Origin of the sequence: Acinetobacter sp. YH12236 (assembly GCF_013417645.1) — a bacterium.
In the GTDB taxonomy this organism is placed as follows: Bacteria; Pseudomonadota; Gammaproteobacteria; order Pseudomonadales; family Moraxellaceae; genus Acinetobacter.
The window spans coordinates 1-22,639 of sequence record NZ_VPDM01000026.1; the positions used below are offsets into that span (position 1 = coordinate 1).

Consider the following 22,639-nt stretch of genomic DNA (forward strand, 5'->3'; position numbering starts at 1 on the left):
AGTGAAGGTAAAGAATGTTGAAGGGTGCAATCTAAATTTTCAGATAAAGTCATAAAAAAATGAGCGTATTTACATACACTCATTTTTACTACATTTTACTAATATTTGCTTAACTGACTGGCATTACGCACTCAGCGGGGTTTTTATTTAATCTAAATATAGATTAAGCATTTTCACGCGCAATTGCACGGTAACCAATATCTTTACGGTATTGAACGCCGTCGAATGTTACTTTTTCACAAAGCTCTAATGCTTTCGCTTGTGCTTCACCAATGGTATTACCCAAAGCAGTCACACAAAGTACACGACCGCCAGCAGTGACAATATCACCATTTTCATTGGCTTTGGTGCCTGCATGGAATACTTTGGCATCGGTCATTTCAGTATCTAGACCTGAAATCACATCGCCATTGCTAGAAGTTTCAGGATAGCCTTTAGATGCCAGTACGATCCCGACAGTTTTACGCTCATCCCATTCAGCTTCTGCAGGTAAATTACCTTCAAGACCTGCTTGGACTAAATCAACCAAAGATGATTTTAAACGCATCATGATTGGTTGAGTTTCTGGATCGCCAAAACGACAGTTGAACTCAATCACTTTTGGTTGGCCTTTGTCGTCAATCATCAAGCCTGCGTATAAGAAACCTGTGTATACGTGACCATCTTTTTTCATGCCTTCAACAGTCGGACGCATCACTTCATTCATGGCTTTTTCGAATACGTCAGCAGTCACAACAGGAGCAGGAGAGTATGCTCCCATACCGCCAGTGTTCGGACCTTGGTCGCCTTCAAAAATACGCTTATGGTCTTGTGAGGTCGCCATTGGCAGGATGTTGTCGCCATCAATCATACAAATGAAAGATGCTTCTTCACCAGCAAGGAATTCTTCAATGACTACACGAGAACCGGCATCGCCAAACTTGTTGCCAGCCAGCATGTCATCAATCGCATCAAATGCTTCTTGATTGGTCATGGCAACAATCACGCCTTTACCGGCAGCAAGACCATCAGCCTTGATCACGATTGGTGCACCATTTTTCTCTACAAATGCTTTTGCTGCGTCTACTTCAGTAAATACATCGTAGAAAGCAGTTGGAATGTTATGGCGTTTTAAGAAGTGCTTAGCGAATGCTTTAGAGCCTTCCAGCTGAGCAGCAAATTGAGTTGGACCCCAAACTTTCACGCCTGTTTCGCGGCAAGCATCAACCACACCATTCACAAGCGGTGCTTCAGGACCTACAATAATCATTTCAACTGCATTGTTTTTTGCAAAATTAATGATGGCAGGATTGTCGAGAATGTCCAAAGCGACATTTTCACATTTATTTTCAGTTGCGGTGCCTGCATTGCCCGGTGCAACAAATACTTTTGCTACTTGATCGTCTTGTGCGATTTTCCATGCAAGTGCATGTTCACGGCCGCCACCACCTAAAACTAAAATGTTCATCTTTAGAAAATTCCCTCGAAAATGAAATTCCACAAACCCAATGAGGTTTAAAAATCTTTTAACATCTTATAGCAAGATATTAAACAATCTACTGATGTAGCAAACCCTCCTTATGAAAAGGAGGGTTTGAAATTTAATACTTAAAAATTAGTGGCGGAAATGACGCATGCCAGTGAATACCATTGCAATACCAGCTTCGTCAGCTGCTGCAATTGTTTCTTCATCACGCATAGAACCACCCGGTTGGATAATGCATTTGATACCAGCTTTGGCAGCGTTATCAATACCATCACGGAATGGGAAGAATGCGTCAGACGCCATGACTGCACCTTCAACCACAAGACCTGCATGTTCAGCTTTGATTGCAGCAATACGAGCAGAGTTGACACGGCTCATTTGACCTGCGCCCACACCAATGGTTTGACGATTTTTCGCATAAACAATCGCGTTAGATTTCACGTATTTAGCAACTTTCCAAGCGAAGATCATGTCATCGATTTCTTGTTCAGTTGGAGCGCGTTTAGTCACAACTTTCAGGTCATCTTTAGTGATCATGCCCAAGTCTTGATCTTGAACCAATAAACCACCGTTTACGCGTTTGTAGTCAAGCTGTGGAGCACGTTCGTTAATTGCTGGAAGTTCACCACATACGAGTACACGTACGTTTTTCTTCGCGCCAGTCACTTCAAGTACGCCGTCAGCGATGCTTGGTGCAATGATCACTTCAACGAATTGACGATCCACAATTGCTTGTGCAGTTGCAACGTCTAATTCACGGTTGAATGCAATGATGCCACCGAATGCAGATTCAGGGTCAGTTGCATAAGCAAGATCATAAGCAGCTTTGATGCCGTCTAGAGAAACTGCAACACCACATGGGTTCGCATGTTTTACGATCACACAAGCAGGTTTCGCAAATGATTTCACACATTCAAGTGCAGCATCAGTATCCGCGATGTTGTTATAAGAAAGTTCTTTACCTTGTAGCTGCTTAGCAGTCGCAACAGAAGCTTCTTTCGCAGCAGGATCTACATAGAAAGCAGCAGACTGATGCGGGTTTTCACCGTAACGTAAGTCTTGAGCTTTGTTTAATTGAGTATTGAAAGTACGCGCAAATTTGTCTGCCTGACCTTCTTCTTTACCTACGCGAGCGCCTAAGTAAGATGCGATCATACCGTCATATTGAGCAGTATGTTCGAATGCTTTAACCGCAAGGTCAAAACGGGTTGCATAAGATAAAGCACCATCAGCTTTAAGCTCAGCAATTACAGTTGCATAGTCAGCAGCATTTACTACGATACCAACAGACGCGTGGTTTTTTGCAGCAGCACGAACCATTGTTGGACCACCGATGTCGATGTTTTCAATTGCATCAGCCAGTGAACAGTTTGGTTTCGCTACAGTTGCAGCAAATGGATACAGGTTAACAACGACAAGATCGATCGCATCGATGTTGTGTTCAGCCATCACAGCTTCGTCTAGACCACGACGAGCCAGGATGCCACCATGAATTTTCGGATGTAGCGTTTTTACACGGCCGTCCATCATCTCTGGGAAACCAGTGTGCTCCGAAACTTCTACTACAGCAACATTATTGTCTTTCAACAATTTGTATGTACCACCTGTAGATAAAATTTCTACCCCAAGAGCAGCAAGGTCTTGTGCAAATTCCACAATACCGGTTTTATCGGAAACAGAGATTAAAGCGCGTTTAATAGTCATGATCTTCGTCACAGTTACCAAGGAACAGATTAAATCTAAATAGCTAATTAACAGTCAAAAAAAATGCCTGCGGTAGCCGCAAGCATTTTATCATTTATTCACTCATTAAACCGTGAGCTTTTAACTTTTTACGTAAAGTACCGCGGTTTAGTCCGAGAATCTCGGCAGCGCGTGTCTGATTACCACGCGTATATTCTAGAACGACAGATAATAAAGGCTTCTCCATTTCTGCCAGCACCATGTCGTACACCTGAGAAGGTTGCTCGCCTTGCAGTTGTGCAAAGTAGTGGCGAACTGCGCGATCTACGTGAATACGAAGAGCGACATCAGATTGTGCAGTAAAAATAGGAGATTTGCTATTCATGCGAATTAATCCGAAAAATCAAATATCACTTGGGTAAAGCGATATATAAAAGTGGTCTAGAAATTGAAATGAACTCCATTTTAGATCCTAAAACTGGAGTTCTAAAACTTGGTCATTACATTGAGCTTGTAGCTTGCCACATCTCGACGATTTGGTCGAAAAATAAGCGTAACAATAGTTAAAGTTTTGTTACTGACCAAAATCAAAACAAAAAAATCTGCTCGATACGCAATAAGTTTTATAGCGCATTAGGCAAGACTGTATTTGTTGTGAAAAATTAGCGAGGAGTTTGCAGCACATAGCTTTCGTGGCGCGTATAATACCATTGTCTCGGGAAAAGTGAGCAAGAAAACTGCATTTTTTTTAACTTTTTTTTCGTTTTTTAATAGTTTTTATCAATATTAAGGTCGAATTATTTCCAAACTGTAATTATCGAAGTCTTTACGGTCGACAGGAAGCACAAATTCAAATTTAAATGGGCTGTTTTGGGGAATACGTTGAATCTTAACCAGGCTTTCGATCAGGTATTCCTGAGGTTTTAAATTATAAGTCGCCAAGACTACACCCTGATCTTTAAGGTGAACTCTTAAGTTTGGCATTTCCAGACTGCGCTTGTGGAAATTGATTAGCTCACCACTAAACTGGGTTTTATCTGTGGCAATCGCTTTGGCTTTGACCTTATTGGTATTGATCAGATTGTAATGTTCTTCCAGATTGGAACAGTTGAACACTTCACAGATATTGTTAAAAGCCACACTCATCACATGACTATTCTTAATATAGTGTGGATTGAACCAGAAGAATTGAAATAAAAGTAAGCCAAATAAGAACAGGTTTAGGCTGGTCCAGCCTAAATAATAAAGCGGGCCTTTATTGTGCTGTTTATCAGCCTGATCATCCCAGTTCATGCTAGGCAGTACTGCAATCGGTTCAGTACTGAAATAATTCAGGTTGTTCAGATAGGTCTTCAGATCAATATTTGAGTTTTCAACTTTTTCATCAAAGATGTTCAGTAAATAGTGCTGATCTGAAGAATTAGCTGAAGAAGTAGATTCGGTGAGGTTTCTATTAATATAAGAAACATGACTTGGCGTATGGGTAAGGGCGACCGAATTCTGTGCTTCGGTCACCAGATGCGATAAAGCATTAAAGGTCGTACTACATTTTGGGCAGCAAACCATGCCTTGGGCAATGGTTAATTGCGCAACCGTAACTTTATAGGTTGTAGAGCAGGTCGGGCAGTGGGTTCGCTTGTCACTCATAAATGTTTATAGACTCTTTAATTCTTATGGCGTTTCCCCGAGATACGGCACCAGTGTTCATCGCGTTTTTCTACTTCTAATATATCAAAATGTTTTGAGTAAATGCTAGTAACATCAGCAACTTGCTCTTCGATAACACCTGCGAGTGCGAACTCTGCCTCAGGTTTGACCAATTCTGCGAACTCAGGCTCAAGCATCATGAGTGGGCCAGCCAGAATATTGGCAACAAACACATCTGCTTTCTGCTCGCCAAGCTCTGTGTTGAACTCTTCCGGTAAACCAACATAAAGTCGATCCAATACGCCATTCAGTTCAGCATTCTGTTTGGTGGCTAAAACAGCTTGTGGGTCAATATCAGTTGCATAGGCATATTTGGCACCGAGTAACAGGGCCGCGACAGCCAGAATACCTGAACCACAGCCATAATCGATCACGATCTTGTCTTTTACATCGGTTTTGCCTAGCCATTGCAGGCAAAGGAAAGTAGATGCATGGTTACCTGTACCAAAAGCCAAACCTGGATCAAGCTTGATATTCACTGCATCTGCTTCAGGCGCTTGCATCCATTCTGGAACAATCCAGAATTTTTCAGAAATCTGGATTGGCTCGTAGGCATCCATCCAGGTGCGTTCCCAAGCTTGATCTTCCAGGAATTCATGCCGGATCGGTGCTTCAGGTAGTTGTGCGCGAATAAAGGTTTCCAATGCAGCTACATCGATTTCTTCTTCGTCATCTTCCTGAGCATAGATGCCAGTCACGATCACTTTATTCCAGAGTGGTGTTTCACCTGGAAGTGGTTCCAGCAAATCCTGGTTTTCAGCATCATCCAGAGTGACACTTACGGCGCCCAGTGAGCTAAGTAATGTTTCAGTAAAATCTACCTGAGCCTGATCAACTGTAATATGAATTTGTAACCACTTCACAGAAATAACCTTTATACATTTTTTCAAAAAGCTATTGTAACGGAAGTTCGGCTTGAAGGTGTGATCTTCTTGAGACGGAGTTAAATAAAAAGGATGCTTTCGCATCCTTTTTATGAAAACCGGTTAAAACGCATTTTCCTGAGTGGGAGAAATGCTAGGACGTGCAGTTACTGGAGCAAAGCGATTCAGTAATAATCCAAAAATAGCCGCGAAGATATACATGAAGATGGAATAGACCGCTGCAGGCATGGCAACTGCAGTACTGGACATGACAGTAAGTGCAATAGTCATGGCAAGCGTACTGTTATGAATACCGATCTCGAAGGCACTGGCACGTGCCTGAGCGGAATTGATATTCATCAGTCGTGGAACAAAATAGCCAATTATTAAGCTGAAGAGACAGAACAGGGCGGTTGCTAAACCCACCTGAGTCAGATATTCGGCAATATTAGCGCGTTCACTATAAATTGCTCCGGCGATAATCAGTACTAGAAAGAGGACTGCAAAAATGCGAAGAGGCTTGTTTAACTTTACTGTAAGTGCAGGCGCATAATGACGAATCAACATACCAATCGCGACTGGTATAATAATGATACCAAACACTTGCAGAATCTTTCCGAACTGCAAGCTGATCTGCTGACTGTCCTGCATAAAATGCATAATGGAAAAGTTCATAATTAAAGGCAAGGTAAATGCAGCAACCACCGAATTGATCGCAGTCAAGGTAATATTGAGGGCTAGATCGCCTTTAAACAGATAGCTGAACAGATTTGCGGTACTGCCACCTGGCGATGCGGCCAGCAACATCAGACCAACAGCTAGTAAAGGTGGTAAAGTCAGAACTTTACATAGAATGAAAGCAATGCTTACCAGTAGAATTAATTGACAAAACAAGGCAACCAGCACTGCTTTAGGGTGCTGGCTTACCCGGGCAAAATCTTTGAGCGTGAGTTCGAGTCCTAATCCCACCATGATGATGGCGAGTGCGAGGGGGAGGAATATTGTTATGATGCCAGAGTCCATCTGCATGCTCCTTATAGAAATTTATTTTAATAGTTTTAAATTTTCTATAAAAAGCATACAGCTTAAGCAGGCATTTGACTTAGGAAGTTACAAATCTGATAAACGACTCTTGCCACTATAGCTAAGCTTTTGCTGACTAATCATAAAACCAAAAATACCGGCAAAAACGTACATGACAATTGAATAAATACCCGCAGGGATGGCAATGGTGACATTATTGAGGACAGAAATCGCAATCGTCATTGATACAGTTGTGTTGTGAATGCCGACTTCAAAGGTACAGGCGCGTGCCATCTTGTCTGGGATATCCATTAATAAAGGCAGGCAATAACCGAGAAACAGGCTGGAAAAACATAATATGGAAGTAGCAATCCCGATACTGGCAAAATATTCGATGATGTTAAAGCGCTCTTGGAAAATGGCATAAATCAAGAGCATGCTTAAAAAAGCGATAGATAGCAGCCGCATTGGCATATGTACAATATCTGAAAGCTTTGGAAATTTTGCCCGAATCAGCATGCCGATCACAACCGGAATAATTGTAATCAGAAAAACCTGAGCCATTTTTTCAAGCGGTAAGCCGATGCCGGTATCCTGTCCTATAAAATAGTACAGGGACAGGTTCATAATAAAAGGTAAGGTGAAAATAGAAATAATCGTATTGATGGCGGTTAACGTGATATTAAGCGCCACATCACCTTTATAAAGATAGCTCAGCAGATTGGCAGTGGCACCTCCTGGAGAGGCAGCTAGCAGCATCATGCCTACAGCAAGCAATGGTGGCAGATCCAGTACCAGACAGATTAAAAAGGTTAAACCGGTTAAAATGACCAGTTGTGAGAATAAGACAATAAAAATCACCTTGGGATAACGACTAACATGCAGAAAATCCTTGACTGTTAACTGTAGTCCTAACCCCATCATCGTAATTGCCAAAGTAATCGGCAAAAACAAACTAAAAAACCCCGAATCCATGAAGTTTCCTTTTTATTATTCATTTTTTAGGTATGTTTTGAGTTTAGCGTAGATGAATAAATAAGCAATATAAAAACGGGTAAAATTTATGCATTTTACCCGTTAAGTTTCTGATTAAAAATATATTTAATCAGCTATATAGTGATTTACATCCCTGATTGAGATGGGGTTTGAGGCTGAGTTTGCATTTGTGACTGTGGACGTGGAGGGGTAAAGCCTAATGCACATTTACCATTGACCTGAGTGCCATTAATGGTTGCTGAAGTTTTGCCGCCTGAACTACAAGATGTATAAAGTTCAGGTTCATCGCCTTTGATATTGGTTGATGAGGAAGGGAAGAACTGTTGCTGACAGGTACCATTCCAGATAATGCCGCGGTAAGCAAAACTTACAGGAGCGCCCTCTGATTTACCTTTACAAACTTGCTGGTATTTTTGGGCATTATAAACCTTCTCGACTTTATCATTTGCTGAGGCTGCAAATGGAGCGAAACATAGACCGCAGAGCGCTGTTGCTAGGAAAATATTCTTATTCATCATGTATACCTTTGTTTGTAATGTGACCACTTTATAGATTAAAAACTAATCAATATTAAACAATATGAGTCGGGTAACTTTTTGAGTTTAGATGTTTAATTTATATAGTAAGTATGCAAAGTTTAATTACATTGCTTTATTGGCTGGCAGAGTAAATTCCGAAGGATAAATTCAAGTGATTTTGTCAACTTTGGAAGGAAGTTTGCTATAATGTTCAGCTATCCTTTTTCTATCTCTCTATTTACCACTATGCACTATCCTAAAGTATACGATGTCATTGTTATCGGTGGCGGTCACGCAGGTACGGAAGCAGCACTGGCTGCAGCACGTATGGGTCGACAGACATTACTCTTAACTCATAACATTGAGACTTTAGGGCAGATGAGCTGTAACCCGGCCATTGGCGGGATCGGTAAATCACATTTAGTGCGTGAAATTGATGCCTTGGGCGGTGCGATGGCGCTGGCTGCCGATAAAGGCGGTATTCAATTCCGTATTCTGAATTCACGTAAAGGCGCAGCAGTTCGTGCAACTCGTGCGCAGGCTGACCGTGTTCGTTATAAAGCGGCGATTCGTGAGACTTTAGAAAATCAAGCGAATCTGGATATCTTTCAGCAAGCAGCAGATGACCTGATTGTTGAAGGCGATACTGTTAAAGGTGTCGTGACCCAAATGGGTATTCGCTTTGATGCGAAAACTGTGGTGCTAACTGCAGGTACATTCTTGGGTGGTGTGATTCACATTGGCTTAAACAATGCTTCAGGTGGTCGTGCCGGCGATCCTCCTTCAATTTCATTGGCACATCGTTTACGTGAGTTAAACTTACCTGTAGGTCGTTTAAAAACAGGTACACCGCCACGTATTGATGCACGTTCAGTCGACTTCTCTGTCATGACACCGCAGCCGGGTGATTTCCCGTCTCCAACCATGTCATTTATGGGTGATGTGTCTATGCACCCTGAACAGGTGAATTGCTACATCACGCATACCAATGAACGTACTCATGAGATCATTCGTGGCGGTTTAGACCGTTCACCGATGTACACTGGTGTGATTGAAGGTGTAGGTCCACGCTATTGCCCATCGATTGAAGATAAGATTCATAAATTCGCTGATAAAGACTCCCATCAGGTCTTCCTTGAACCAGAAGGCCTGGATACACATGAGCTTTATCCAAATGGTATTTCTACTTCTTTACCATTTGATGTTCAGTTTGAATTGGTACGCTCAATCCGTGGTATGGAGAATGCGCACATTCTTCGTCCAGGTTATGCAATTGAATACGATTATTTCAACCCTCAAGCGTTGAAGTTCACTTTGGAAACCAAAGCGATCAATAACCTGTACTTTGCTGGTCAGATTAACGGTACAACCGGTTATGAAGAAGCGGGTGCTCAAGGCTTGCTTGCAGGCTTGAACGCAGCACGTCGTGCTTGGGATCAGGAACAATGGACACCGAAACGTGATGAAGCGTACATGGGTGTACTTGTGGATGACTTGATCACACTAGGTACTAAAGAACCGTACCGTATGTTTACTTCACGTGCGGAATACCGTTTGATGTTACGTGAAGACAATGCGGATCAACGTTTAACACCAATCGGTCGTGAAATGGGTCTGGTAGATGACGAACGTTGGGCAGCTTACTGTGAAAAAATGGAAGCTGTAGAGAAAGAAACAGGTCGTCTACAACATCTTTGGGCTGCACCAAACAACCCAATGGGTAAAAAATTCGTTGAGATGACAGGTGCGGATCTTTCTAAAGAATGTTCTGCAATTGATTTGTTAAAACGTCCAAACATCACCTTTGCTCAAATTGCAGAGCTCACAGGTTCTGAAGTTTCACCACAAGTCGGTGATCAAATTGAAATTGCGGTGAAATACGAAGGTTATATCAACCGTCAGCATCAAGACGTTGCGCAAATGAAACGTCTGGAAGAAACTCGTATTCCTGCTGATTTTGACTATGATGTCGTTTCAGGGCTTTCTCGCGAAATTACCTTGAAGCTGAAAGATATTCGTCCTGAAACACTTGCTCAGGCAAGCCGTATTCCAGGTGTAACACCAGCAGCCGTTCAATTGGTGATGATCACCATTCGTAAGAATGCTCAAGCTAAAAAATCTGCTTAAGATCATGAAGTAATAGAAAACCCGCTTAGTGCGGGTTTTTTATTCTATGATGCTTTTTGGGTTGCTTCTTCTTTTAATCGATTTAGAAGATCAATAAACCATGGTTCTTTACGAACATTATCCAAATCTTTATCCTGTGATAAATGTTGAAAATCTGGAAGTGTCTTGTGTTGTTCAGCATGTAATAAGCTAGATTTAGCTAGTTCGGTATTTTTTGAAATAGAATAATAACAAGCTAAATTGTATGTTTTGTTTGGTGATTGAATTAGTGCTGATTGTATTGCTTTGAAAGCTTTTTCTAATAGTTCTTCGCTTGGTTTAAAATGATAAAGCATTAATAATCTAGAGGTAAGATGATTCAGGTGTAATAAATGATCTGGGGCGATTTGTAAAGCTGTAATGTGATTCTGAATGGCTTGTTCAAGAAATTTGTAATCTTTACTAAGTTGGAAAAGTGTTTCTAAAGCGTTGCTATAGTTACCTAAATTGTCTAGATGATTTGGATCTAATTTTAAATCTTCTTCATATTTATTAAATGCCTGTGATAATTTGATTTCATTCTTTTGAATTGATGCTATGTTGGCGATAACTAAAGCATGCTGCCCTATGATAAATGCATTTTTGTAGCCCGTATTATATGCTCTTTCAAATAAGTTAAGAGATTTTTCTAAAATTTCTATATCTGTCTTGTTTTGACCTGTTTCTGCAAGGTTTAAAGCATAATTTAAAAGACACCCCATATGATTATCTTTGATAGATATGGCTTTTTTATAAAGGTCAAAGGAATCTTTATTGTCTTCTTTATTGTATAGTAGTTGAGCCTGTTTTGTATAAGCCCACATAATCTGATCAATCTCTTCGTCACCAAGATCTTCTGTAGATTCTTTACTTGGGTATTTGTGAATAAAAGCAGTATACAAGCTTTCAATTAAGGGTTTTTGAGATTGTTCTTTTAAGTAATCAGTGAGATTGGCAAGAATGTCCAATCCATCACCAAGAGGATATTCTTGAACATTTTCTAATTGTTGGTTGAGGAACTTGTAGGGGTTAGAAAAAAGTTCAGGCGGGAAGCAATCAAGTTCTTTGGCAATTTGTACTAGAAAATCATCTGCGAATGTGTTGCCAATATAGTGAGTAAGATTGCTATTTTTATTTAAAAAATTCTTAACTGATTCTGATTCTAGTTCTTCGATTGTATTTTTAGTACCAGTCCAAATTAATCGATGCTGTTCTGAGTACTTTTCTTCTAGTAAGGGGAAGAAAGCGTCTGCATTGCCACTGTAACCAATAAATAAACTTGGATTGGTATTTAAAGTAGCAGCAATAAATTCACCTAGCTTTTTAGTATGTTGTTCAGTTTCTTCATCAGTATTCAATTGAACAAATCCAGTGCCTTGTCCATGAAGGTGGACAATAGATGGATCATTGATTAAATGATAAAGATGTGGATTGGCAGTTGCAAAGTCATAGATTGAAGGATGTAATCCGAGTAAACTGCATGCTCTAGATAAAATGCTATCAAAGTTAAATGTAAGTACTCGCTGAATATAACCTGCTTGCATTAAACAAGCTAAAGCAATATGGGCCCAATTGATCTTATTATTATCAATGATATGTGGTTTAAGTAATTGACGCCTTTCTGCCTTATCTAAAGCAGACATATATTTTCCATAATTATATTTGTCTTTTTCAGGGTCTAATTTTTTAACTTGTATAGGAAACTTTTTACAAATTTCTTTTATTAAGCCTGTTGCAGAAGGTACATCTGCTTTAATAGAGCAACCAGCACCAGTGAAAAAAACATAAGGTTTTTCATTTTCTTTTGCTTTTTTTAAAAGCTGTGCAACTTCTTGAACGGAAAAACTCATATTGTTAAATTTTATAAAGTCGAAATATAATTTAATTTTACATGTTAAAGATTAAACATAAATAATTTTTTAAGTAGCATGTGAGAGTTTGATAAAATAATAAGAGTTTTCAAATTTAGAGCATTCAAATGCCATATCAACTTGTAGAACTCGACATCCAAGCCACCGATAATATTGCCTGCCCACATTGCCATCAAGAGATTATTAACTGGCAAGAAGAACAGTATGTTCAACCCTGTGAACATACCTTGTTTATTGCCATGGATATCGGCTTTGAATACATCACCGATGAATTTGAGCAAACTATGCGAAAAACAGTGGATGAACTGCATGCCAATGATGACATCGTCAACATGTTCGAAGAAATCACCACAAGTACTTATCCGAATTATCTGATTTTAAAATCGGATCTAGGCGCGGCAGGTTATTCGCGTTATATCGGTTTAACAGTGTAAGAATCTCATTACTATATATAAGCAATAAAAAAGCACCCAAGGGTGCTTTTTTAATTTCAGGCTTGGCCTTCGACTTCTTCGACTTCATCATCCTCCGCACTGTCCATGCCAAGCTCTTTCAGCTTACGGGTGAGGGTATTACGTCCCCAACCTAAAAGCTCCGCAGCATGACGCTTACGACCACGGGTTTGTTGTAGTGCAGCATTAATGAGTGTGCGTTCAAACATTGGTGTAGCCACATCTAACAGCTTCATTTCGCCGTTTTTCAGTTTCTGGATTGCCCATTGACCCAGTAATTCATCCCAGTGATGCGGCGCAATCTGATTCGGGTTTGGAATTGGAGCACCCGGGTCTTGCTGCTGAATTGGAATCTGTTTTAATTCAGGTGGCAGATCTTCTGGATAAACTTCACGGCCTGTGATCATCACGGTTAGCCAGCGACAGGTATTTTCAAGCTGACGAACGTTGCCTTGCCAAGGCAGCTTCTGCATATATTCCTGAGTTTCAGGACGCAAGATTTTAGGATTTACACCCAGTTCTTTACCTGCACGCGCAAGGAAGTGCTGTGCCAGCATTGGAATATCTTCAGAGCGATGCGCCAGTTTAGGTATATGAATACGGATTACGTTTAGACGGTGATACAAGTCTTCACGGAAGCGGCCATCATGTACCAGCTTTTCCAGGTCCTGATGCGTTGCAGCCACAATACGTACATCAACTTTAACCGGAATGTGACCACCAACGCGATAGAATTCACCATCTGCAAGGACACGTAATAAACGCGTTTGTGTTTCAAAAGGCATGTCGCCAATTTCATCCAGGAACAGCGTACCGCCGTTGGCCTGTTCAAAACGGCCTTGACGTTGCGTATTTGCACCGGTAAAAGCACCTTTTTCATGACCAAATAATTCAGTCTCTATCAGGTCTTTTGGAATAGCCGCCATGTTCAGTGCAATAAACGGTTTATTGCTACGCGGTGAATGGCGGTGTAGGGCATGCGCTACCAGTTCTTTACCTGTACCGGATTCACCATTAATCAGCACGGTAATGTGTGATTGAGACAAACGACCAATGGCACGGAAGACTTCCTGCATGGCAGGCGATTCACCAATGATCTCAGTCGATTGAATGGTTGGTGCAGATTTGGCAGATTCTTGCTGCTGTAATTTGGTGATATGTAAAATCGCACGATTGACCAGTGCCAATGCTTCATCAATATCAAATGGTTTTGGCAGGTATTCAAAAGCACCTGTTTGATAACTGGATACAGCAGATTCCAGATCCGAATGCGCCGTCATAATAATAACCGGCAAATCAGGATTGGTATTTTTCACCTTGCCTAAAAAGGTCAGACCATCAATACCTGGCATACGGATATCGGTTAGGATCACATCAGGTGCATCTACGCCCAACTGATCAAGTGCTGACTGGGCTTCTTCAAAACTAGTAACGTCGAAACCTTCTTCTTTAAATGTTTTTTCTAGTACCCAACGCATGGCACGATCGTCATCAATCACCCATATTTTATTTCGCGACATGATCTGACTCCCAAGGTAAAAATAAGCTAAATACGGTTTTTCCTGGAACTGACTGGCATTCAATCATTCCGTTATGTTGATGCATAATATTTTGAGCAATGCTGAGACCTAGTCCGGTACCTTTGGCACGGCTGGTCACAAGCGGGTAGAACACGGCTTCGATAATATCGTCTGGAACACCAGGACCATTATCTTCAATGTCGATTCGAACCACAGATCGGTGAATCACACCACTAATGGTATAAAGACGCTGAATCCGGGTTCTTAAAATAAGTTCCGGTTGATGCTCGACAAAGAAATCCTTGTTTTCTGTCATCGCCTGAACGGCATTCACGCAGATATTTAGCATGACCTGAATCAGCTGATCGCGATCTGCCAGAACTTCCGGCAGGGACAGGTCATAGTCCCGGGTAATTTTAATTTTCTTTTTAGTCTGGTTCACAATCAGTGAACGAACGCGTTCTAAAGGCTCATGTACATTAACCATTTCATAGCTGGGTAACTGGCGTGAACCGAGCATGCTATCTGCCAGATTTCTCAGGCGATCCACTTCACTAATAATAATGTCAGTGAACTCTTTATATTTTGGATCTTCAAGACTACGTGCCAGAAGCTGGGTTGCACCACGAATGCCACCGAGTGGATTCTTGATCTCATGTGCCACGCCACGAATCAACTGACGCGCGACTTGGTGCTGCTGAATATAGTTTTCTTCACGTGAGATTTTCAGCATACGGTCACGCTGATTCAGCTCGATCAGTAATAAAGGGTGATTTGGCTTGCCCGCATTGAGCAGGGAAACCGTATAGTCCACATGAATGTCTTTAAAGTTGACGATGATCGTCGCCTCACGGCGAGTATAAGGTTGGCCGGTATGCAGCGTGTTATAGAGTGATTCTTCAGTATTGAATTCATCTGTCGGCGCTTGCAGTATATTTAATACCGGCGTGCCTGATGCGCGTAACAGGCTGACATCAAACATAGCCTCGCAGGCTGTATTTAAGTAATAAATATTCAGATGACTATCAACCAGCATAATGGCAGTGGTCAGGTTGTCCACCAAAAGGCGATAGTCGATGGAAAGAGGCTGATCCATTAGCGGTGGTTTTCCTGTATTAAAATGGCGCAATGGCATCTTCATAAAGCAAAATAACAATTTCAAAGTTCAGATTTGAGGCAAAATAAGCAAGATGCACGCCAACTTTAGAACTCTTGTTAAAATTTTGCTGAAAAATGCACGAAATCTGACAGGGATGCCCAATCAAACTCAGGTATAACGGATTAAATTGAGGCTGTAAACCTAAAATGATTCATTTTGGTGCATAAGCTTTTATATTGAATATTTTATGGCGTTATTTTAGTGCGTGATGCAAAGAGTGGCCATTTCAACTATTTTTATGATGCGAAAAGACATACAATACGCGCATTCTAGTGGAGCGCAGATTCATGAAGTCCCCCAAAGTCGGTTTTGTATCTTTAGGTTGTCCTAAGGCATTGGTAGATTCTGAACGAATTTTAACTCAGTTAAAGACTGAAGGTTATGATGTCGCATCGGATTATGACGGTGCTGATTTAGTAGTAGTAAATACCTGTGGTTTTATTGAATCTGCAGTACAAGAGTCTTTAGATGCCATCGGTGAAGCGATGAGCGCGAATGGTCGTGTAATCGTAACAGGTTGTCTAGGAAAAGACGAAGATAAAATTCGCCAAATGCACCCGAACGTCCTGAAAGTGACAGGTGCAGCGGCCTATGAAGAAGTGATGGATGCGGTACATGAATATGTTCCTGAGCCGCCAAAACACAATCCATTTATTGATTTAGTTCCTGAGCAAGGCATTCGTCTTACTCCGAAACACTATGCGTACTTGAAAATATCAGAAGGCTGTAACCACCGTTGTACCTTCTGCATCATTCCAAGTATGCGTGGTGATCTGGTTTCCCGTCCAGTTGGTTCTGTGCTTGAAGAAGCTGCAGCACTGAAACGTTCAGGTGTCAAAGAAGTACTCGTGATCTCCCAAGATACTTCTGCTTATGGTGTCGACACCAAATACAAACTGGACTTCTGGAACGGCCAGCCAGTTAAAACCAAATTCTATGACATGTGTGAAGCATTGGGTCAATTGGGCATCTGGGTGCGTCTGCACTATGTCTATCCATATCCACACGTAGATGCCGTGATCGATTTGATGGCTCAAGGCAAAATCCTGCCTTATCTGGATATTCCATTCCAGCATGCCAGCCCAAGAATCCTGAATCTGATGAAACGTCCAGCGCACAGTGAAAATACACTGGAGCGTTTAAAAGTATGGCGTGAGAAATGTCCTGACCTAGTCATCCGTTCTACATTTGTGGTGGGTTTCCCGGGCGAAACGGAAGAAGATTTCCAGATGCTTCTGGACTGGCTGAAAGAAGCACAACTGGATCGCGTGGGCTGTTTTACTTATTCACCAGTTGAAGGTGCGACAGCGAATGATCTTCCAGACCATGTGCCGGAAGAGATCAAGCAAGAACGTTATGAACGTTTCATGCAGGTTCAGCAGGAAATTTCAGCAGCGAAGCTACAAAAACGTATTGGCCAGAAAATGACTGTGCTAGTCGATGATCTAGAAGAAGAATTCCCGGTTGCTGTAGCACGCTCATATGCGGATGCGCCTGAAATTGATGGTAATGTTTTTGTTGAAGATATCGACAAAAGTGTGATTAAGGCAGGGGATTTGCTTGAAGTCGAAATCACTGATGCAGATGAATATGATTTATTTGCCAAGCTGATCTCAATCAAGTCTGCTTAAGATTTTGAATTAAAAGAATTTATATTAAATAATTTGGAGTTTTATGATGTTGGATTCTAAAAAGCCACGATTTGGTCGCATCCTGCTAAAGCTATCTGGTGAAGCACTGGCAGGGAACAAAGACATGGGTATCGATGCACAAGTGCTCGATCAGATGTCACTTTCTATTGCGCATCTCGTGGGTTTGGGTGTACAAGTCGGTATCGTCGTGGGCGGTGGTAACCTGTACCGTGGTAGCCAGTTGCAAAAAGATGGTCTGGTAGGTCGTGTAACCGGTGACCAGATGGGTATGCTGGCAACTGTCATGAACGGTCTGGCATTACGTGATGCTTTGGTACGCCGTAATATCAAAACCCGTTTGATGTCTGCATTACCGATTGGTGCAGTGGTTGAATCTTATTCTAGCCGTGATGCGATTCGTCATCTGACTCAAGGTGAAGTGTGCGTATTTGTAGCAGGTACAGGTAATCCGTTCTTTACTACGGATACAGCAGCTTGTTTGCGTGGTATCGAGATTGAATCTGACCTGATCCTGAAAGCTACTAAGGTTGATGGTGTTTACAACAAAGATCCAAGCAAATACGAAGATGCCGTGAAATACGACACATTGACATTTGATCAGGTGTTGGACGAGAAGTTGGGCGTCATGGATTTAACTGCGATCTGCTTATGTCGTGACCACAATGTGCCACTTCAAGTATTTGACATGAACAAATCTGGCGCATTGCTTTCAGTGGTGATGGGTGAAAAAGAAGGAACTCACGTCACCAATTAATGACGTGAGCTACAAAGCCCTTTATACTACCTCCTAATTTAGTAAATACATCTTTTAAGAATTAAGTAAGGAAGATCATATGATTAACGATCTTAAAAAAGACGCAGAAGAGCGTATGAACAAGTCTCTTGACTCGTTAGAACATGGTTTCGCTAAAGTTCGTACCGGACGTGCGCATCCATCAATTTTGAACGGCGTCATGGTTCCTTACTACGGCTCTGATGTGCCATTGAATCAGGTTGCAAACGTAGGCGTGGAAGATTCACGTACATTGCTGGTTCAACCATTTGAACGTTCAATGGTTGCTGCGATTGATAAGGCGATCCGTGAGTCTGATCTTGGTTTGAACCCGATTACTGCTGATGCGATCCGTGTACCGATGGCTGCACTAACTGAAGAAACCCGTCGTGACATGCAGAAAGTTGCACGTAACGAAGCTGAAAATGCCAAAGTTGCGATCCGTAATATCCGTCGTGATGTATTGGGTGACATCAAAGCATTGTTGAAAGAAAAAGAAATTTCTGAAGATGATGAACGTCGTGCATCTGACGAAATTCAGAAAATCACAGACAAATTTGTTGCTGAAGTAGACAAACGCTTGGCTGCGAAAGAAGCTGAATTGATGAAGGTCTAATTCATCAATGACCGCTTCTGAAGAAAATTCCCGTCTTCCAAAACATGTTGCCATCATCATGGATGGCAACAATCGTTTTGCCAAAAAAAATCAGATGCAGAAAGGCGATGGACACCGTGAAGGAAAAACGGTTCTAGACCCGATTGTTGAACATTGTAGAAAAAGAAATATCCAGGCTTTAACGGTCTTTGCATTCTCCAGCGAAAACTGGAACCGTCCCCAATATGAGGTCGACCTGCTCATGAAGTTGTTGGAAGACACGATTCATGAACAGTTGCCACGTATGCAAAAATTTAATATTGCTTTACGTTTTATTGGTGATCGGTCGCGTTTATCTCCTGAACTGCAAGCATTGATGTTGCAAGCAGAACAAAGGACTGCTAATTTCGATAGTATGACGCTTACCATTGCAATCAGCTATGGTGGAATGTGGGACATGGCACAAGCTGCGAAGCAGATTGTTGCGGATGTTTTAACAAATAAATTAGATCTTGAAGCAATTGATACTGATGTGTTCGGTCAATATGTCAGTTTGAGTGACTTGCCGCCTGTTGATCTGCTGATTCGTACCGGTGGAGATTTCCGCCTGTCCAATTTCCTGCTCTGGCAGGCAGCATATGCAGAGCTGTATTTTACTGAGACCTTATGGCCAGAATTTACCGTAGAGGAATTCGATGACGCACTTGCTGTATTTGGCGGGCGCGAACGTCGTTTCGGTAAAACATCAGAGCAGATTCTTCAAGAAAGACTTGAGAATTAATACACATGTTTGAGCGGATTATAACCGCATTGGTGCTGGTTGCAGTCGTACTGAGCTGTATGTTTGCGACCAAATCACAATATCCAATGTTCGCATTGATGGTTGTGGCTGCCGGGGTGGCAGGCTATGAGTGGTTTAAACTCATGCCGCGAAAATGTAAAAATGTAATTAAGCCAGTGGCGTGGGGCTATGGTCTGTTGACTGCAGCCTTATCTGCACTGGCTTTATACTATTGGGATGTGGCCTTATTATTATGGTCGGCATCTATCCTGACCTGGTTGCTGAGTATCTACTGGGTTAAAACCTATCCTGATTATGATGGCTGGTACAATGTCAGCTTGCATGGCATCGGGATTGTGCTGGTTTCTGCTGCTGTTACAGCAATCTTCTCGGTTTGGCTAAACTCCCCATGGTGGTTGATGTACCTGTTTCTGCTGGTATGGGGTGCAGACAGTGGCGCTTACTTTGTTGGACGCAAATTCGGCAAGAAAAAACTCGCACCAAATGTCAGCCCAAACAAGTCGGTAGAAGGTCTATACGGCGGTATTCTTACCTCCATGCTCATCGTGGTTGTCGTCGCTTCACTTTATCTGGATATGACCTGGCCAGAGCTATGTCTGTTCCTGATCCTTTCTGTTATTACCGTGTTTAGTTCAGTGCTAGGTGACTTGTTTGAATCCATGATTAAGCGTCGTGCTGGAATCAAGGATTCGGGCCGTATTTTGCCGGGTCATGGTGGTGTACTAGATCGTATTGATTCTTTGCTTGCTGCAGCTCCTATCTTTGCAACAGGCATATATGTTTTAAAACTTATTGGCGTAGATTTATAAATGTCACAAGCTGTTTGTATACTGGGTGCTACAGGTTCAATTGGTCAAAGTACTTTAAAAATTTTGCAGCAACATCCTGAAGCTTACTCGGTTTTCGCTGTGACAGCGCAAAGTCGTATTACTGAGCTGGCAGAAATCTGTCAGCAGTACCGTCCTAAAGTGGCTGTAGTACCTGCAAATAAGGTCGATGAGCTTTCTCAGTTGCTACAAGTGCAGGGCTTATCAGATATCGAAATTCTTCAGGATGAAGCGGGCTTAATTTCAGTCGCAGAGCATGCGGATGTTGATATCGTGATGGCAGCAATAGTCGGGGCGGCAGGCCTGCTTCCTACATTGGCTGCAGTCAAAGCGGGTAAGCGTGTCCTGTTGGCCAATAAAGAAGCCTTGGTCATGTCCGGCGACATCATGATGCAAGCCGCGCGAGATTATGGTGCATTATTATTGCCAGTCGACTCTGAACATAATGCGATTTTCCAGTGCCTGCCTCAAAACTACTTTGATGCTGAACGTAATGGTCAACCTAAGCTCGGTGTTCATCAGATTTTACTGACTGCTTCTGGCGGTCCATTCCTGAATCATTCTCTTGAACAATTGCATGATGTGACGCCTGCTCAAGCCTGCAAACATCCAAACTGGTCAATGGGGCAAAAGATTTCCGTAGATTCCGCTACTTTAATGAATAAGGGACTGGAACTTATCGAAGCGTGTCATTTGTTTGCAGTTCAAGAACAATTTGTTACAGTTGTTGTGCATCCACAGAGTATTATTCATTCCATGGTGCAATATGTGGACGGGTCAACATTGGCACAAATGGGCAACCCGGATATGGGCACGCCAATTGCACATGCTTTGGCATGGCCACAACGGATCAGTACCCATATCCCGGCTCTGGATTTGTTTAAGCATTCACAACTGAATTTCCAGGAACCGGATGTGGTTCGTTTTCCGGCACTGAAATTAGCGCGTCAAGCCATGAAGAGTGGTGGAATTGCGCCTACAATTTTGAATGCGGCCAATGAAATTGCAGTTGCTGCATTTTTAAATCAGCAAATCAGATTTACCCAAATTCCTCAGGTGGTTGAAACTGTCCTGAACCAGATGGACAATCAACCAGCACACGATCTGGATACTATCCTGCATGCAGATCACACAGCACGAGGTTTATCACAGCAATATGTTGTGAATAAAGGAAGTTAAGACATGAACGCCTTGTTTATTATTGCAGCCGCAATCCTATTACTCGGTCCCTTAATTGCGATTCACGAGTTTGGTCACTACATTGTGGCACGTAAACTGGGCGTTAAAGTACTGGTCTATTCCATTGGTTTTGGACCAACCCTTCTAAAGTGGACTTCCAAAAAATCCGGTATCCAATATCAGCTTTCAGCTTTGCCTTTGGGTGGTTATGTCAAAATGCTGGACGAGCGTGAAGGCAGTGTGGCAGAAGAAGACTTGCCTAAAGCCTTTAACCGTCAGCATCCCTGGAAACGTATTGCCATCGTTGCTGCGGGTCCTCTCATTAACCTGCTTTTAGCCGTTGTCCTGTTTTGGGTGCTTTTTTTACCTGCACAAGAACAGCTTAATACTCGCGTAGGCAAGGTCTTACCAAACACACCGGCAGCCGCAGTACAGATGCAGCCGGGTGACAAGATTGTCGCTGTAGATGGTGCGCAAGTCGAAACTTGGGAAAAACTGAGTTATGCCTTGGTGGATCGTGTGGGTGAAACTGGTGTGGTCTCGATTCAGGCAGACCGTGCGGGTGAAAACAAGATATTCCAGTTACCAATTCAAGACTTTCTTAAAGATCAAAGTCAGTCACCCCTTGATACACTAGGTTTCTTGCCATATCGTCCGGAAATTCCGGCTGTGGTAAGTAAACTGAGTGAAGATGGTGCAGCCATTCGTCAGGGTCTTAAAGAAGGTGACAAGATTCTGGCCATTGATGGTGTACAGATGAAAGACTGGTTCGATGTGGTACAGGTTGTACAGGCATCACCAGAAAAATTACTTAAGATAGATGTATTACGTGGTAATCAGGTCGTGCATCTTCAAGTCATGCCGCAAGGCAAACGTGACAATATGGGGAATGTAACCGGTATGCTCGGAGTTCAAAGTGATCCGGGTAAGGTGACAATTCCTGCTGAATATAAACAGACTATTCACTATACGCCTGTTGAGGCGATGGTGATGGCCTTTGACAAGACAGCACATCTGTCTTCAATGATTCTGAACTCGATCGTCAAAATGGTACGTGGTCTGATTGGTCTGGATAATCTTTCTGGCCCGATTACCATTGCCAAAGTGGCAGGACAAAGCGCGGAAATGGGTTGGGAAACTTTTATTTCCTTTATGGCGCTAATGAGTGTAAGTTTAGGGATATTAAACTTATTGCCAATCCCAATGCTTGATGGCGGACATCTGGTTTATTATTTTATCGAATTAATTCGTGGTAAACCTGTTTCTGAACAAATACAATTGGTTGGATTAAAAATTGGTATGGTACTGCTCGGCAGTATGATGCTTTTGGCATTATTTAATGACTTTATGCGTTTATAATAACGTAAATGGAATAATTAACAGCGGAAAAGACTGGCATGCAGCACACAC

General features: G+C 42.1%; 20 protein-coding genes. 9 read left to right on the top strand and 11 right to left on the bottom strand.

The features are described from left to right. Nucleotides 1-163: 163 nt before the first annotated feature. The 8 genes from purD to FTV14_RS11575 all read right to left on the bottom strand — a co-directional run bounded on the left by purD (nt 164) and on the right by FTV14_RS11575 (nt 8,252). Entirely contained in the window at nt 164-1,447 is a 1,284-nt protein-coding gene (gene purD, locus FTV14_RS11540; RefSeq protein WP_180053917.1) for a phosphoribosylamine--glycine ligase, read from the bottom strand. Nucleotides 1,448-1,594: 147 nt separating this feature from the next. Beyond that, nucleotides 1,595-3,169 carry a bifunctional phosphoribosylaminoimidazolecarboxamide formyltransferase/IMP cyclohydrolase gene (gene purH, locus FTV14_RS11545; RefSeq protein WP_004786185.1) on the bottom strand — a complete coding sequence of 525 codons (1,575 nt, stop codon included), beginning with the start codon at nt 3,167-3,169 and terminating at the stop codon, nt 1,595-1,597. 94 nt (nt 3,170-3,263) lie between these two features. Further along, the gene (fis, locus tag FTV14_RS11550; RefSeq protein ID WP_001086304.1) at nt 3,264-3,533 is read right to left on the bottom strand and encodes a DNA-binding transcriptional regulator Fis; all 270 of its coding nucleotides are present in this window, start codon (nt 3,531-3,533) and stop codon (nt 3,264-3,266) included. A 401-nt stretch (nt 3,534-3,934) separates the two neighbouring features. Then, entirely contained in the window at nt 3,935-4,795 is an 861-nt protein-coding gene (locus FTV14_RS11555; RefSeq protein ID WP_104426212.1) for a DUF3426 domain-containing protein, read from the bottom strand. 17 nt (nt 4,796-4,812) lie between these two features. Then, the gene (gene prmA, locus FTV14_RS11560; RefSeq protein WP_159122777.1) at nt 4,813-5,718 is read right to left on the bottom strand and encodes a 50S ribosomal protein L11 methyltransferase; all 906 of its coding nucleotides are present in this window, start codon (nt 5,716-5,718) and stop codon (nt 4,813-4,815) included. A gap of 123 nt (nt 5,719-5,841) precedes the next feature. Continuing rightward, a complete protein-coding gene (locus tag FTV14_RS11565; RefSeq protein ID WP_180053918.1) occupies nt 5,842-6,741 on the bottom strand; it encodes a bile acid:sodium symporter family protein in 900 nt (299 codons plus the stop codon). 87 nt (nt 6,742-6,828) lie between these two features. Continuing rightward, entirely contained in the window at nt 6,829-7,716 is an 888-nt protein-coding gene (locus FTV14_RS11570; protein WP_180017656.1) for a bile acid:sodium symporter family protein, read from the bottom strand. Nucleotides 7,717-7,862: 146 nt separating this feature from the next. Next, nucleotides 7,863-8,252 (bottom strand): hypothetical protein, encoded by a 390-nt coding sequence (locus tag FTV14_RS11575; RefSeq protein ID WP_051065385.1) that lies wholly within the window; start codon nt 8,250-8,252, stop codon nt 7,863-7,865. A gap of 249 nt (nt 8,253-8,501) precedes the next feature. Here FTV14_RS11575 and mnmG point away from each other — a divergent pair, with 249 nt between their 5' ends. After that, nucleotides 8,502-10,382 carry a tRNA uridine-5-carboxymethylaminomethyl(34) synthesis enzyme MnmG gene (gene mnmG, locus FTV14_RS11580; RefSeq protein WP_076753428.1) on the top strand — a complete coding sequence of 627 codons (1,881 nt, stop codon included), beginning with the start codon at nt 8,502-8,504 and terminating at the stop codon, nt 10,380-10,382. A 44-nt stretch (nt 10,383-10,426) separates the two neighbouring features. Here the strand turns inward: mnmG and FTV14_RS11585 are convergent, their stop codons facing one another. Further along, the gene (locus FTV14_RS11585; RefSeq protein WP_180053919.1) at nt 10,427-12,250 is read right to left on the bottom strand and encodes an SIR2 family protein; all 1,824 of its coding nucleotides are present in this window, start codon (nt 12,248-12,250) and stop codon (nt 10,427-10,429) included. A gap of 128 nt (nt 12,251-12,378) precedes the next feature. Here FTV14_RS11585 and FTV14_RS11590 point away from each other — a divergent pair, with 128 nt between their 5' ends. Further along, complete coding sequence (locus FTV14_RS11590; protein ID WP_004786177.1) at nt 12,379-12,705, top strand: hypothetical protein; 327 nt, start codon at nt 12,379-12,381, stop codon at nt 12,703-12,705. A 56-nt stretch (nt 12,706-12,761) separates the two neighbouring features. On the opposite strand, the gene glnG is transcribed toward FTV14_RS11590, so the two are convergent. Next, entirely contained in the window at nt 12,762-14,243 is a 1,482-nt protein-coding gene (gene glnG, locus FTV14_RS11595; RefSeq protein ID WP_034702648.1) for a nitrogen regulation protein NR(I), read from the bottom strand. Next, the gene (gene glnL, locus FTV14_RS11600) at nt 14,230-15,339 is read right to left on the bottom strand and encodes a nitrogen regulation protein NR(II) (protein WP_125278343.1); all 1,110 of its coding nucleotides are present in this window, start codon (nt 15,337-15,339) and stop codon (nt 14,230-14,232) included. Before glnL ends, glnG begins: the two co-directional genes overlap by 14 nt. Before the next feature lie 350 nt (nt 15,340-15,689). Between glnL and rimO the strand changes: the two genes are divergently transcribed. From rimO to rseP, 7 genes are all read left to right on the top strand, one after another. Next, a complete protein-coding gene (gene rimO, locus FTV14_RS11605) occupies nt 15,690-17,033 on the top strand; it encodes a 30S ribosomal protein S12 methylthiotransferase RimO (RefSeq protein WP_180053920.1) in 1,344 nt (447 codons plus the stop codon). A gap of 46 nt (nt 17,034-17,079) precedes the next feature. After that, nucleotides 17,080-17,808 (top strand): UMP kinase, encoded by a 729-nt coding sequence (gene pyrH, locus FTV14_RS11610; protein WP_004786170.1) that lies wholly within the window; start codon nt 17,080-17,082, stop codon nt 17,806-17,808. 79 nt (nt 17,809-17,887) lie between these two features. After that, nucleotides 17,888-18,442 carry a ribosome recycling factor gene (gene frr, locus FTV14_RS11615; protein ID WP_005235283.1) on the top strand — a complete coding sequence of 185 codons (555 nt, stop codon included), beginning with the start codon at nt 17,888-17,890 and terminating at the stop codon, nt 18,440-18,442. A gap of 7 nt (nt 18,443-18,449) precedes the next feature. Next, on the top strand, nt 18,450-19,202 hold the full coding sequence (uppS, locus tag FTV14_RS11620; protein WP_180053921.1) for a polyprenyl diphosphate synthase: 753 nt from the start codon (nt 18,450-18,452) through the stop codon (nt 19,200-19,202). A gap of 5 nt (nt 19,203-19,207) precedes the next feature. Beyond that, the gene (locus tag FTV14_RS11625; protein WP_034702638.1) at nt 19,208-20,032 is read left to right on the top strand and encodes a phosphatidate cytidylyltransferase; all 825 of its coding nucleotides are present in this window, start codon (nt 19,208-19,210) and stop codon (nt 20,030-20,032) included. Then, nucleotides 20,033-21,229, top strand: coding sequence for a 1-deoxy-D-xylulose-5-phosphate reductoisomerase (ispC, locus tag FTV14_RS11630; protein WP_180014140.1), 1,197 nt, complete (start codon nt 20,033-20,035; stop codon nt 21,227-21,229). 3 nt (nt 21,230-21,232) lie between these two features. After that, entirely contained in the window at nt 21,233-22,588 is a 1,356-nt protein-coding gene (gene rseP, locus FTV14_RS11635) for an RIP metalloprotease RseP (protein WP_104426204.1), read from the top strand. The last annotated feature ends 51 nt before the right edge of the window (nt 22,589-22,639 follow it).